Source organism: Salmonella sp. SJTUF15581 (assembly GCF_043356775.1).
In the GTDB taxonomy this organism is placed as follows: domain Bacteria; phylum Pseudomonadota; class Gammaproteobacteria; order Enterobacterales; family Enterobacteriaceae; genus Salmonella; species Salmonella enterica.
In genome coordinates, this window is the sequence record NZ_JBEUJY010000002.1 from 641,645 (window position 1) to 655,656 (window position 14,012).

10 protein-coding genes are annotated in these 14,012 nt (G+C 54.3%); 3 read left to right on the forward strand and 7 right to left on the reverse strand.

Annotated elements, in window-relative coordinates:
- Positions 1–46 precede the first annotated feature (46 nt).
- The 7 genes from yhdP to csrD all read right to left on the reverse strand — a co-directional run bounded on the left by yhdP (position 47) and on the right by csrD (position 10,914).
- Complete coding sequence (gene yhdP / locus ABVN36_RS06645) at positions 47–3,847, reverse strand: AsmA2 domain-containing protein YhdP (protein WP_023137827.1); 3,801 nt, start codon at positions 3,845–3,847, stop codon at positions 47–49.
- A gap of 106 nt (positions 3,848–3,953) precedes the next feature.
- On the reverse strand, positions 3,954–5,423 hold the full coding sequence (gene rng / locus ABVN36_RS06650) for a ribonuclease G (RefSeq protein WP_000123188.1): 1,470 nt from the start codon (positions 5,421–5,423) through the stop codon (positions 3,954–3,956).
- Entirely contained in the window at positions 5,413–6,006 is a 594-nt protein-coding gene (locus tag ABVN36_RS06655) for a nucleoside triphosphate pyrophosphatase (protein WP_000210306.1), read from the reverse strand. The genes rng and ABVN36_RS06655 overlap by 11 nt, the downstream gene beginning before the upstream one ends.
- 8 nt (positions 6,007–6,014) lie before the next feature.
- The gene (mreD, locus tag ABVN36_RS06660) at positions 6,015–6,503 is read right to left on the reverse strand and encodes a rod shape-determining protein MreD (protein WP_000179403.1); all 489 of its coding nucleotides are present in this window, start codon (positions 6,501–6,503) and stop codon (positions 6,015–6,017) included.
- A gap of 2 nt (positions 6,504–6,505) precedes the next feature.
- A complete protein-coding gene (gene mreC, locus ABVN36_RS06665) occupies positions 6,506–7,558 on the reverse strand; it encodes a rod shape-determining protein MreC (RefSeq protein ID WP_000802536.1) in 1,053 nt (350 codons plus the stop codon).
- Positions 7,559–7,622: 64 nt separating this feature from the next.
- Entirely contained in the window at positions 7,623–8,666 is a 1,044-nt protein-coding gene (gene mreB, locus ABVN36_RS06670) for a rod shape-determining protein MreB (protein ID WP_000913396.1), read from the reverse strand.
- 307 nt (positions 8,667–8,973) lie between these two features.
- Complete coding sequence (gene csrD / locus ABVN36_RS06675) at positions 8,974–10,914, reverse strand: RNase E specificity factor CsrD (RefSeq protein ID WP_001241381.1); 1,941 nt, start codon at positions 10,912–10,914, stop codon at positions 8,974–8,976.
- 203 nt (positions 10,915–11,117) lie between these two features.
- Between csrD and ABVN36_RS06680 the strand changes: the two genes are divergently transcribed.
- From ABVN36_RS06680 to msrQ, 3 genes are all read left to right on the forward strand, one after another.
- Positions 11,118–12,092, forward strand: a complete 975-nt coding sequence (locus tag ABVN36_RS06680) for an MDR family oxidoreductase (protein WP_001148246.1) — start codon at positions 11,118–11,120, stop codon at positions 12,090–12,092.
- Positions 12,093–12,204: 112 nt separating this feature from the next.
- Positions 12,205–13,209, forward strand: a complete 1,005-nt coding sequence (gene msrP, locus ABVN36_RS06685) for a protein-methionine-sulfoxide reductase catalytic subunit MsrP (RefSeq protein WP_000723876.1) — start codon at positions 12,205–12,207, stop codon at positions 13,207–13,209.
- Positions 13,210–13,809 carry a protein-methionine-sulfoxide reductase heme-binding subunit MsrQ gene (gene msrQ, locus ABVN36_RS06690; protein ID WP_001240053.1) on the forward strand — a complete coding sequence of 200 codons (600 nt, stop codon included), beginning with the start codon at positions 13,210–13,212 and terminating at the stop codon, positions 13,807–13,809.
- The last annotated feature ends 203 nt before the right edge of the window (positions 13,810–14,012 follow it).

The following is a 14,012-nucleotide window of genomic DNA, read 5'->3' on the forward strand; positions in this document are numbered from 1 at the left end:
GCATGACTATTTACTGAGAGTGGGGCAATTCCTCGCCCCCGTCAAATCATTGCTGGCTTTCTTTTCTCGGTTGGCGCAGAACTTCGTTGATCTGCGGCGCATCGACCGGACCGGTAATGCGATATCGCAAAATGGAGACCTTGCTCCATAGCGGCCCCAACACTTTACTGGCGGCAAATACCGCCGCGCCGACAATCGGGTTAACGGCAAACGCGGCGGCGACGCCCACGGTGGCGGAAATTTCCGGCGCGACAACGGCCTCCATATCAAGACGACGACGCACCAGATCAACAGAACCTTTCATTGCAATATCCGCTTCCAGCCCATCCACCAGCGTATCGTCAGTATGCAGGACGCCATCTTTAATCCACGCGGTACTATGAATAGAGTCGAAATAGAAGCCCTCACTAAAGGTATCTCTGAAGTCAAACCGCAGCTTACGCAGCAACGCGTCAAAACTGAGCAGCCGCAGTAGCTGTCCGGCATGACCGCTACTGAGATCAGTAAACTCGCCTTTGCCCAGACGCGTACGTAAAATCCCGTTGAGCGTGGCTTCCTCAGGTTGCCAGGGCGGGTTTCGCCAGTGCAGATCGTAATCTACGTTAAAAGACGCGTTCTGGATTGGCGTCGAGATACCGAAGAACCCGGCAGCCGTGTCGAGGTTACTACCATGCAGACTACCTTTCAGCGAGGTTCGTTCATTACCCGGCGCATTCACCCACTCGCCGTTCGCTTTCAAACGGGCGAATCCGGTATCGATCAGGCCATTCGCCAGAGTCAGCGTATTGCCTTTGATGGCGAAATCGCCATCAATACGCCCATATTTTTGCCCCCACAGCCAGCACTCTTCGCAGCGAAGCTGTAAGTCCGGCCAGCCGCGGAAGCTAATCGTGTTCGCCGAAGCCAACGGCGATGTCGGCGTTGGTGACGAGGCGTGCGTTTTTGCGACGCCAGGGTTGTAGTACAGGTACTTAATGTTCGCCAGCCACGGCGCATGGTTGCGCATGAGCAGCGTGGCGTTCACCTCACGGCCCTGCGCTTCAATTTTTGTTCCGTTCAGCGAGGGGGCTGAAACGACGCTCAAATTGTTCCACTGCTGGCCGCCCAGCGATAGCGCGGGAGTACGCAACGTGACGCGTTGAGGAAACTCGGCCGAACTGCTCACGTTATCCACCGCGCCTTTCTGGAATAACGCCAGCCACTGCGCGCCATCCAGCGCCGGCAGATTGAGCTCAACGCCTTGTTGAGCAGGTAATGGCGGAATCGTCCGGCTGTCCGTCGTCCAGATAGCCCGATCCAACGTCAGCTTCTGATTTAATAACCAGCGGCTGTTAAAGTGATTTTTACTCCCTGCGCTCCCCGTTAGCGCAAAACTTTTCAGGTTGCCGTCAGCCTGAATGTTCACCGGAATGGCTTCGCCTGCGGGTTTATTTAGCGGAGAAGGTAAGTGACTACTCACATTTCTCAGATCGCCGTTCAGCTCGATGTGATAAGTGGTGTCAGCGTGATATGGAAGATCGATGCCGACTTTACCATTCCACGTCACGCTGCCGCTCAGGGCGTCATTCAGTTGCGGCGGTAAGACGCCCATACGCGTTGGCTGCCAGTTACCGTTCAGGTTGACGGCGACCTGATAGGCTTTTGCCCCTTCCGTCGTACTGAAATCCAGGTTCAGCGGCTGATTAAACCAGTTTGCCGTCAGCGGCCCGCTTTTTAGCGCGCCATTCACAAAGCTGAATTTACCGTTCAGATTTTTGAGCGTGCTGTTTAGCGGCTTAATAAACAGACTGTTATTACGCAACGAGACATCGCCCTCGGCGGTAACCTGTTCTCCGTCCAGCGGAATATCAAGATGTAAGCGAGCATTCACATCGCCATCTAATTGGAGCTCCGCCAGCGTCGAGCCAAGCGAGTCTTTTAGCGGCGTCTCGTCAAAATAAGGCCCAACGGCTTTTCCCGGCCCGTTAATATCGGCATCAATGAGCAGTTTCTCTTTGGAATAATCCGGAATCGCCGCCGCGAGTTTGCTGGCCTTCACCCCGCCCAAATCGACGCTATCCGAACGCATCCACAGACCGTCGTTCAGGAAATCCAGTTCAATGTTGAGATTTTTTAGCGCCGGCCAGTCGGGTTGAAAAGCAAACGTCGCATTGCGCAGCGGCACCAGCACTTCAAACTGACCTTCGTTATGCTTATAGGGAAAGAGGTGCGGGTTACCACCGTAAACCAACGTGGCGTTATCCGCCTCGCCGCCCTGAATCGCGCCGCTAAGGTAATCGACCAGCGCTTTGCCCATCAGGTTTTCCGGAAAATAGCGCCACGCCTGAGATCCATCGTCGGTACTGATTCCGGCCAGAATACCCAGCCACGGTTCGTCGCCCGTCGGTTGCAGATAGCGGAACCCGCCGCGCGCATGTACCGCCTTTGCTTTGACGTCAATGTCGCGGCCATCAAGCTGAAAGCCGTTCTCATTCTTCAACCAACTAAGCGTCGCGACGCCGTTTTCAATTTCCAGCGGCGCGCGAAAAACGGTTTCATAGGGCATCTTAGCCTGCTGCATCGCAACCTTCATCTGCCCGTCTTCTACGCTTCCCGCCAGCGTACCGGAAAAATGTTCCGCGCCGGGCAACAGCTTCCACTGTTTCCAGGCAAGATTTTCCCACGATGCCTGAAAACGCGTTTTTTCGGTCGCCTGTAGCGGAATATCCAGCGCCAGTGTGGCGATCTTTCCGCTCGGCTGCGTAGCCTGCCATATTTCGCCCAGCACAGGCGACAGTTTAGCCGCCAGCGGACGTAATGCTTCCAGCCCCGCCAGTTCAAGATTACTGGCGCGAATGCGTAGCTCATCGCTACGTGTGTGATTCTCGCCGCCGACGTCCTGCTGCGGGAGCCAGGCCACGGTTAAGGCTCCGCTCGGCCAGGGTTTACCATCAAGCGTAATCCGTGTGTCCGGAATATAAAACTGCCAGCCCGGCTGCTCGCGGCTAATCTGCGCCGTCAGGTTATCGACAGACAGCGTGTGCGTCGTGTTATCGCCCAGCCAGCTTGCGCCGCCCTGTTTCAGCCAGACGTCTCCTCCGGCGATTTCGCCTTTACTGAGCGTCATCCAGCCTTCCAGACTGAAACGCGCCGTCTGGAGCGCCACATTATCCTGCATCCATTTGCCCAGCCACGGCTTGACGTCAATATCGTCGGCCTGTAACCAGACTCTGCCGTTATTCAGCAAACCGTCGTCATCGCGTAAATCCATCCGCACCTGCATCACGCCGTGCTGCCCGGTCAGGCTGGAGAGGCTGACCTCGCCTTCGGCGCGGTGCCGCTCTTTGCCGTTTAGCCAGGTAAGCTGTGGGATCGCCAGCTCCGCGCGTTGTCCGGAAAGCGTCAGAAAACTGATTTGGCTATCGCGCAGATCGAAATGATCGAACTGCCGCAGGAAAAGATCGCTTAAACGGCTGGTTTCGATGCCTTCGCCGTCGCTGCTTTGAAGAGGCGTGTTGGTGCGGAAATTGAGTTGCCAGAAGGTCAGGTCGCGAAACTGCCAGCGCATATGCAACAGGCTTTGCCAGACGTCCAGCGCCAGCGTAACGCGTTTTATCGACAGTTCGCCGCCATCTTTCAGGGCGGCATGAATATTATGCGCTTCCAGCGTAGGGCCAAAATTTTGCCAGCTTGCGGAGAGTTGGCTGGCGGCCACCGGCACGCCGGTCACAGACTCAATCTTATTCAGGATAGCTGGACGCCAGGCGTCAAGATGAGGCAACGCCAGGCGCAGCCCGCTAACCAGCAGCGCTGCAATGACGATGAGCGCGGCTCCAGTGAGCAATAAAATCCCCGGCAATCGCCTCACGCGTCTCTCCTTGTCTGCCAAAAAATACGACTCACAACCTTGCTTTGCCGGACGGCGGCGTGAACGCCTTATCCGGCCTGCAAATGCTCGTACGGGTCGCGGTCTTTTACATCATTACGACGTCAAACTGCTCCTGGTTATAAAGCGGTTCGACCTGAACTTTAACCTGTTTGCCGACAAAGATTTCGACTTCCGCCAGCGCGTGTGATTCTTCGCCTTTCAGCGCTTCCGCCACCGCAGGAGAAGCATAAACCAGGAAGCGATCGGAGTCATAAGCGTGATGAACACGTACAATTTCACGCATGATCTCATAGCAGACGGTTTCCACCGTTTTTACCGTCCCGCGGCCATGACAGGTTGGACATTCGTTACAAAGCACATGTTCCACGCTTTCACGAGTCCGTTTACGGGTCATTTCCACCAGTCCCAGCGGCGAAAAACCGTTAATACTGGTTTTCACGCGATCCTTACTTAACGCCTGTTCCAGCGAATGCAGCACCCGGCGGCGATGATCTTCATTATTCATGTCGATAAAATCGATAATGATAATGCCGCCCAGATTACGCAGGCGTAGCTGGCGGGCAATGGCCTGAGTCGCTTCAATATTGGTATTAAAAATGGTGTCGTCGAGATTACGGTGTCCGACAAACGCGCCGGTATTGATATCTACCGTCGTCATCGCTTCGGTTTGGTCGATAATCAGATAACCGCCGGACTTGAGTTCAACCTTACGCTCCAGCGCGCGCTGGATCTCATTTTCCACGTCATAAAGATCGAAGATCGGCTGATGGCCACTGTAATGCTCCAGCTTACTGGTCATTTCCGGGATGTATTCTGCGGTAAACTCCAGCAGCGACTCATAGGTCAGACGTGAGTCGACGCGAATTCGGTCCAACTGCGCATCGGCGAAATCGCGCAGCACGCGCTGCGCCAGCGCCAGTTCGCCATACATCTGGTAGCGCGTTTGCGGACGCTTTTTGCGCTCCATGACTTTCGTCCAGACGCGCTTGAGATAGGCGGCGTCAGACGCGAGATCCTCTTCACACACGCCTTCCGCCGCGGTACGGATAATAAACCCGCCCTGTTCGTCGCAGTATTCCGCCACCACCTTTTTCAGGCGCTCGCGTTCACTTTCGCTTTCGATGCGCTGGGAAACGCCAACGTGTGACGCGCCGGGCATAAAAACAAGGTAACGGGAGGGCAACGTGATGTCCGTGGTCAAACGCGCGCCTTTCGTGCCGAGCGGATCTTTCACTACCTGCACCATCAGATCCTGTCCCTGACGCACCAGTTCGGAGATATCGCGCACGGTAAACTGTTTTTGCTCGTCGCCCGCCACGCATTCGGTATGCGGCATAATGTCGGAAGCATGAAGAAATGCGGCTTTATCCAGCCCAATATCTACAAAAGCCGCCTGCATACCTGGAAGTACACGACTTACACGACCTTTGTAGATATTGCCTACGATTCCGCGTCGCGCTTCGCGCTCAATATGGATTTCCTGAAGAATACCGCCATCAATGTACGCCACGCGCGTTTCCGATGGCGTTACGTTTACCAACAATTCAGCCGTCATGTTTATCCCTTTTATCACGCAGTGCGTTAAAATGACTCAACAACTCATACGTTTCAACCAGCGGTAAGCCGACCACGGCGTGATAGCTGCCATTTATCTTCCTGACAAAACAGCCACCCCGCCCCTGAATACCGTATGCACCTGCTTTATCTAAAGGCTCGCCGCTGGCGACATAGCCAGTAATATCCTGCGCAGAAAGCGTGCGGAAAGTCACCTCCGTTACCACCAGACAATCCAGCGTCTGCTGCGAGTCCGCAAGCGCAACAGCAGTCATCACCTGATGCGTATTTCCGGAAAGCAAACGCAGCATTTCTGCGGCATGAGCGGCGTCGCGCGGCTTTTCCAGCACCTCGCCGTTTAACACGACTATCGTATCCGCGCCCAACACCGGCAGATCACGGGGAACCAGCGCCACGCCAGCCTGCGCCTTTTCGCGCGCCAGCCGAACAACATACTGCTGCGCGCTTTCCTGAGCACGCCGTTGCTCTTCAATACCAGGCACGACCTGCTCGAATGAAAATCCAAGTTGAGTCAATAATTCCTGGCGACGCGGGGAACCGGAAGCAAGATACAGAGTTGTCATATCGACCTTTATTGCACAGCAAACTGCTGGCGTACTTTACGCATCAGCAAAAAGAGCCAGGGCCACAGCACGCCATTGACTACACTACTCCAGAACACTTCCGGTCTGAAAGAGACGTTGATCACTAAAAACTCGGCCCAGAAAACAATAATGTCCACGGCCAGTGAAAGCAACATTACCACCAGCGCCTGCTGCCAGAGCGCCAGGTTACGGAAGAGCTGGAATTTCAGAGCGACCAGGTAGGCGACAATACTCATCGACAGAGCGCGCACGCCAAGTGTGGAACCGCTGATGAGATCAAGTATGGCACCCATCACAAATCCCGTCCCCACATTTACGCGGTGCGGCAGGGCCAGAATCCAGTACAGTAAGATGAGCAAAACCCAGTTTGGCCGGAAAACAATGATGTCGTCCGGCCAGGGCATGATTTGCAGCAACAACGCAATAAGAAACGAGAGCCAGATAACCCAGCGCCCCTGGCTACGATAGCTCGCCACCATTACCCTCCCGGCGCACGCGCAGGCGGCGTGGTCGCGCCCGAAGGCGATGGTTGCGTTGATACCGGCGCAGCCTGGCCCGCAGATGGCTGAGTAATCCCCGTCGCCGGATCCGGCACTGGCGCCGGAGGCCCCATCGCATCCGGAGAAGGCAACACCTGCGGCATCATCTGCATCAGGCGCTCATTGGCGACGCGGTGAACCTCTTCCGGCGTCATCGGATTGGCGCCGTTACGATCGGCTCCCCACAACAGCAGCAGATAGCGCAAACGCTGCAAACCCGCGGTTGGACGTGCCTGAATGACGGTATAAGCGCGCTGAGTGTCCAGCTTGACGGAGGAGACCACCGCCACCGGATACCCTTCCGGGAAACGCCCACCAAGTCCGGACGTTACCAGCACATCGCCAACGCGAATATCGGTATTGGCGGGCAGATGTTCAAGCTGAAGATCGTCAGTGCAGCCGTTACCGGCGGCAATCACGCGGATGTCATTGCGCAGTACCTGAATCGGCAGCGCATGAGTCGCATCGCAAATCAGCAACACGCGGCTGGTCAGTTTCGCCACGGCGACAACCTGCCCTACGACACCTTTGTCGCTAATGACCGGTTGACCTTCATATACGCCATTAACGCTGCCTTTATCGATAACGACCTGATCGCTGTAAGGATCGTTAACCGTTGAAATAACCTGCGTCACCATTTTCTGCTCGTCCTGACGCAGCGGCGACCCCAGCAGCTCGCGCAACCGCGCGTTCTCCTGTTTGTACTGCCCCAGCATCAGCAGGTCGCTGTTTTTTAGCAGTAATTCCTGGCGCAGCGCCCGGTTTTCCAGCTCAAGCTGGTCGCGAGAAGCCAGCGTTTGCGACACGCTGTCGAGCAGTTCACGAGGGCCGTTTGAAATAAAATAGAAAGGACTGACGGCAGTGTCCATGTACGTTCGGATTTGACTGAACGTCCCCAGGCGGCTGTCGGCAATGATAACGCCGAGCGCCACCAGCACCGCCAGAATAAGGCGAATCTGTAGCGACGGGCCACGGCTAAAAATTGGCTTCATAGGCTATGCGTATTCTCGCGTCGGAGAGGCAGGACAATCCAGGGATAATCCTGCCCGTATCCAACTACTCTTCGCTGAACAGGTCGCCGCCGTGCATATCGATCATTTCCAGCGCCTTGCCGCCGCCGCGCGCCACACAGGTCAGCGGATCTTCAGCAACCACGACAGGAATGCCCGTCTCTTCCATTAACAGACGGTCAAGGTTACGCAGCAGCGCGCCGCCGCCGGTGAGCACCATACCGCGCTCGGAGATGTCTGACGCCAGCTCCGGCGGACACTGTTCCAGCGCCACCATTACCGCGCTGACGATACCGGTCAACGGTTCCTGCAACGCTTCCAGAATCTCGTTTGAGTTCAGGGTAAAGCCGCGTGGAACGCCTTCCGCCAGGTTACGGCCACGCACTTCGATCTCGCGGACTTCGTCGCCCGGATAAGCGGAACCGATTTCGTGTTTAATACGTTCTGCGGTGGCTTCACCAATCAGAGAACCGTAGTTACGACGAACGTAATTAATGATGGCTTCGTCGAAGCGGTCACCACCAATACGGACAGAAGAAGAGTAAACCACGCCGTTCAGGGAGATCACGGCAACTTCAGTGGTACCACCACCGATATCCACAACCATTGAACCGGTTGCTTCAGAAACTGGCAGACCTGCGCCGATCGCGGCCGCCATCGGCTCTTCGATCAAAAAGACTTCACGGGCGCCTGCGCCCTGAGCGGATTCACGAATTGCGCGGCGTTCTACCTGCGTCGCGCCGACCGGCACGCATACCAGTACGCGCGGGCTTGGGCGCATAAAGCTGTTGCTGTGCACTTGTTTAATAAAGTGCTGGAGCATTTTTTCGGTCACAAAGAAGTCAGCGATAACGCCGTCTTTCATCGGACGGATCGCAGCGATATTGCCCGGCGTACGGCCCAGCATCTGCTTCGCATCATGACCGACTGCAGCCACGCTTTTCGGCGAACCGGCACGATCCTGACGAATGGCCACAACGGAAGGCTCATTCAATACGATGCCTTGTCCTTTTACATAAATGAGGGTATTCGCGGTACCCAGGTCAATGGACAGGTCATTGGAAAACATGCCACGAAATTTTTTCAACATACTAAGGGATAATCCTGAAAGCTGGGGCGGAAAACAAAATCCGCTTACTTTACCAACCACACGCAGCAGCGACAAGGCGCAAAAATCATCTGCTACGGTGAAAATTAGTGCAGTTCGTTTCCTTTGTTACAAATCTCGGCCTGAGTCCCTCAGGGCTGAAAAAATCAGCAGCAATCCTCGCCTTCGTTTGCAACCTGTCAAAGGTCATTCACCTGCATATTTGCTGCAACAATCTGGCGAGCAGACAAGCACACCCCCATGAGGCGCAGCGCGCGTTATTCTACGTGAAAACAAATTAAACGGCAGGTTAAACCGAGTATCTTTGCGAATATTTTTTCACGTTTGTGTCAAGTAGTTGGGAGGAGGCAAAAAAATCACCCTGCCCGCCAGCCACGCCGCGTTTTGTCAGCGTCTGCCACTCGCCGCGCGAACGGACGCCCGTCGCGTAAACCTGCGTAGGCGTACCCGCGCAGGCCTCTACCAGACTTTGAACCAGAAGCTGGTTTTCCGTTCGCTTCTCAATGTTTCTGACCAGACTCGGATGCAGCTTGAGTAATTCCACATTGAGCGCTTTAATCCAGCTCGTGCTAACCAGCGTCAAACCCGCCTGTGTCACCGCCACCCGAACGCCAAGCGCATTAACTAAGCGAAGGATGGGTTGTAACCGGCTGATGTGTTGACAAACATCTGCCTCCGCAAGTTCAATAATTATGCGATTTCGCTGTGATTTTTCACACTGCATTAACGTATCGCGCAACCAGCGCTGAAAACGCGGACGAATCAGCGACTCAACCGTCAACTGCATTGCCAGATTTTCATCCGGCCAGTAGCCCAGCAACGTAATCAGGCGGCTAATTTGTAATCTGTCATACTCTTCCGATAAACCAAATTGCAACACCATCGGCATATACTCCGCCGAGCTCACCTCTTCTTTACCGTCATAGATGCGACACATCAATTCCCGATGATGTACGCGACCTTCTCGCGTGACCGCTGGTTTTTGATAAAGTCGCGGTCCGCCCCGGTTCAGCATCTGCTCAATCAATGTGCGCCAGCGCACATTGCCGCGCCCTTTTTCCGGCAGAGTGTCGTCGTAGATAGCCCAGCTATTTCCCCCCTGCAGGGCGGCATTCCGCGCCGCGGCTTCAGCATGTTCCATCACCTGCTCGGTGGACTGTCCGCTGCGCCAGGCGCAAATGCCGATATGTACCATATCGTCACGATCGAGCATTTTGTTAGCCGGTAGCGCATCGACAGCTTTTAAAAGTTGTCCGGCAATACTTTCCGCTTCTTTCAGCGTTCGATGCGGTAGCAGCACGGCAAAGTCGCTGCGGTGATAACGCGCCAGCAGCGAGCCTGGGTAACGCATAATAAATGTCGATAGCAGATTGATAAGCATAAACATCTGCTCTTCCGCCTGATTGCCTCCCAGGCTGTCGCGCAGAAGATTGAAATCTGGCAAGCGGATCATCATCACCACGCCATGCACTCCCACTTTTTCCTGATCTTCCAGCAGCGTCGCCAGTTGGTTATCAAAGAACAGACGGTTACCGAGCCCGGTTTTGGTGTCCTGCGCGGCGTAGGAGCGAATGAGGGTGTCCAGGCGACTACGCTGTTCGTGAGCAAACTGAATTTCGGAAAGCAATACATCAAGCGCGCTACTGGTGCGCGCTGGCCATTCGTAAACAGAACCGCGGACATTCGCCCCGCGTTCGCCGTTCAGAATACGCGTTGAGCGAATTTCCAGAAGCTCCTGCCCGGAAAGCTGCCGCTGCAGCCAGCGCACCGATAAAAACAAAATCAGAACGATAAAACCGATCGCCAGCGTCAGCGGCGCCGTGGTGATCAGTGAGTGAAAATAATTACCCATCGGGTCCTGATAAACCAGACGTAGCGACATTCCTGGATGTTTTATCAGCGGTACGACCAGCTCGCGATACATGTCGCTGGTGCCGGCTGGCCGATAACCTCTGGCACGAGAATGGCTGTAGACGCTGCGCTCCCCCTGCAACAGATCGACACGCACAATATCGGAAGCGATCATGAGTTCGTCGATTTGCGGCGTCAGCGAGACAATATCATGGGTCACCAGGTGCGTATCAATGGCTGTCGCCGTCGCCTGCACACGGCTGACATACTTATACTGTACGGCGTTATAAAAGCTTAGCGAGCAACCTATCAGAGTCACGAAGATCGTTAACCCCGTGAGCAGCGTGATAAAAGCTGAGAATTTCGTCGTTAATCGCATCCTTGAGTTAACTCCGACGGTTATAAACAGTATGAAAAAGCGAATCTGAAGGCGGAATTCGCCACGGCGCGCAATGAAGCAGGCATACTACCAAAATGGATCTATCTGGCAATTTATTGCGTTGCATCGGCATCACGTTTTAATTAGCGAGTATAGTCTTCGTAGCTATTTTTCCAATCTACCATGTAAAGTGAGGACAGGTTATGCAGGCGTTGATCTTAGAACAGCAGGACGGTAAAACCCTCGCATCCGTGCAACATCTCGAAGAGAGTCAACTGCCGGCAGGTGATGTGACGGTGGATGTCCACTGGTCCAGCCTGAATTATAAAGATGCTCTGGCTATCACCGGAAAAGGGAAAATTATCCGTCATTTTCCGATGATTCCTGGTATTGATTTCGCCGGCACCGTTCACGCAAGCGAAGATCCTCGCTTTCATGCAGGCCAGGAAGTACTACTGACTGGCTGGGGCGTGGGCGAAAACCACTGGGGCGGCCTGGCCGAACGCGCACGCGTTAAAGGCGACTGGCTGGTCGCGCTGCCTGCGGGACTGAGCAGCCGTAACGCCATGATCATCGGCACCGCCGGTTTTACCGCCATGCTGTGCGTCATGGCGCTTGAAGATGCAGGTATTCGCCCGCAAGACGGTGAGGTTGTCGTCACCGGCGCCAGCGGCGGCGTGGGCAGCACTGCCGTTGCATTACTGCATAAGCTGGGCTATCAGGTTGCAGCAGTATCAGGACGTGAAAGCACCCACGGCTATCTTAAGAGCCTGGGAGCTAACCGTATTCTCAGCCGCGATGAGTTTGCTGAATCTCGCCCGTTGGAAAAACAGCTGTGGGCCGGTGCAATTGATACCGTTGGCGATAAAGTGCTGGCGAAAGTGCTGGCACAGATGAACTATGGCGGTTGCGTGGCCGCCTGCGGCCTGGCGGGCGGCTTCGCGCTGCCGACCACCGTTATGCCATTCATTCTGCGTAATGTGCGTTTGCAAGGGGTGGACTCGGTGATGACCCCACCGGCACGTCGCGCAGAAGCCTGGGCGCGTTTGGTTAAGGATCTGCCGGAATCGTTCTATGCTCAGGCCGCCACAGAGATTACGCTGGCGGATGCGCCGAAGTTCGCCGATGCCATCATCAATAATCAGGTTCAGGGCCGTACGCTGGTGAAGATAAAATAACGTCACGTATAAAAAAATTTACACTTAATTAACTATTTATTTTTACACATTGACACACTCCCTGTCATATTCACTACACGCCATGTTGTGGTGGGTAGACCGGGAGTCTGTGATGAAAAAGATACGTCCATTAACAGAAGCCGATGTGACTGCGGAATCGGCTTTTTTTATGCAGCGCCGACAGGTGCTAAAAGCATTAGGCATCAGCGCGGCCGCCTTATCCTTACCCTCAACGGCGCAGGCCGATCTCTTCAGTTGGTTTAAAGGCAACGATCGTCCGAAAGCGCCTGCCGGTAAACCGCTTGAGTTTAGTCAGCCTGCCGCCTGGCGAAGCGATTTAGCGTTAACGCCGGAAGATAAGGTGACGGGCTACAACAATTTCTATGAGTTTGGCCTTGATAAAGCCGACCCGGCGGCCAATGCCGGAAGTCTGAAAACCGAACCGTGGACGTTGAAAATCAGCGGGGAAGTCGCGAAGCCATTTACGCTGGATTACGACGATTTAACACATCGTTTCCCATTAGAAGAGCGTATCTATCGAATGCGCTGCGTCGAAGCGTGGTCCATGGTCGTACCGTGGATTGGTTTCCCTTTATATAAGCTACTCGCGCAGGCACAGCCCACCAGCCACGCTAAATATGTGGCATTCGAAACGCTATACGCGCCGGATGATATGCCAGGACAGAAAGATCGCTTTATTGGCGGCGGGCTGAAATACCCTTATGTCGAAGGGCTACGTCTGGACGAAGCCATGCATCCGCTGACTCTGATGACCGTTGGCGTCTATGGTAAGGCGTTACCCCCGCAAAACGGCGCGCCCATTCGACTTATCGTTCCATGGAAGTATGGTTTTAAAGGTATTAAATCTATTGTCAGCATTAAACTCACCCGCGAACGTCCGCCAACCACCTGGAATTTGTCGGCTCCCAACGAATATGGTTTTTATGCCAATGTGAACCCGCATGTGGATCATCCACGCTGGTCTCAGGCTACCGAACGCTTTATTGGTTCAGGCGGTATCCTTGATGTGCAAAGGCAGCCGACGCTGCTGTTTAACGGCTATGCCAATGAAGTCGCTTCGCTGTATCGCGGTCTCAATTTGCGGGAGAATTTTTAAGTGCGTCTGACAGCAAAACAGATAACCTGGCTAAAAGTTTGTCTGCATCTTGCCGGTTTTTTGCCGCTTCTGTGGCTCTTTTGGGCGATAAATCACGGTGGACTCAGCGCAGACCCGGTAAAGGATATCCAACACTTTACCGGCAGAACCGCGCTCAAATTTTTGCTCGCCACCTTGCTGGTTTCACCGCTGGCGCGCTACGCTAAACAGCCATTATTGATACGCACACGCCGCCTGTTAGGATTATGGTGTTTCGTTTGGGCTACGCTGCATTTAACCAGCTATGCCTTACTGGAACTGGGGATACATAACCTGGCGTTGTTAGGAAGCGAGTTGATTTCACGCCCTTATTTGACGCTTGGGATCATTAGCTGGCTGGTGTTATTGGCGCTGACGTTGACCTCAACGCAATTTGCGCAGCGTAAATTGGGCAAACGCTGGCAAACACTGCATAACGTCGTCTATCTTGTCGCGATCCTGGCTCCCATACATTACCTGTGGTCGGTAAAGATTTTATCACCGCAACCGGTCATCTACGCGGCATTAGCGTTAGCCCTTTTAGCGTTGCGTTACCGGAAGTTTCGCCAGTGGTGGCGCTAGTTTGGTGAACTGTGCGGTCGATTGCAAAACGCAAAACAGGTAATGTCCTTTTTATGTTTCGGGTTGATTATCTTCCCTGATAAGACCAGTATTTAGCTGCCAATTGCGACGAAATAGTTATAATGTGCGACTTTACATTGCCCAACGGCGATTTTCGTTCGCAGAAAGGGTGACAATCGAGCAATGAAGGTATATTTTGTTTT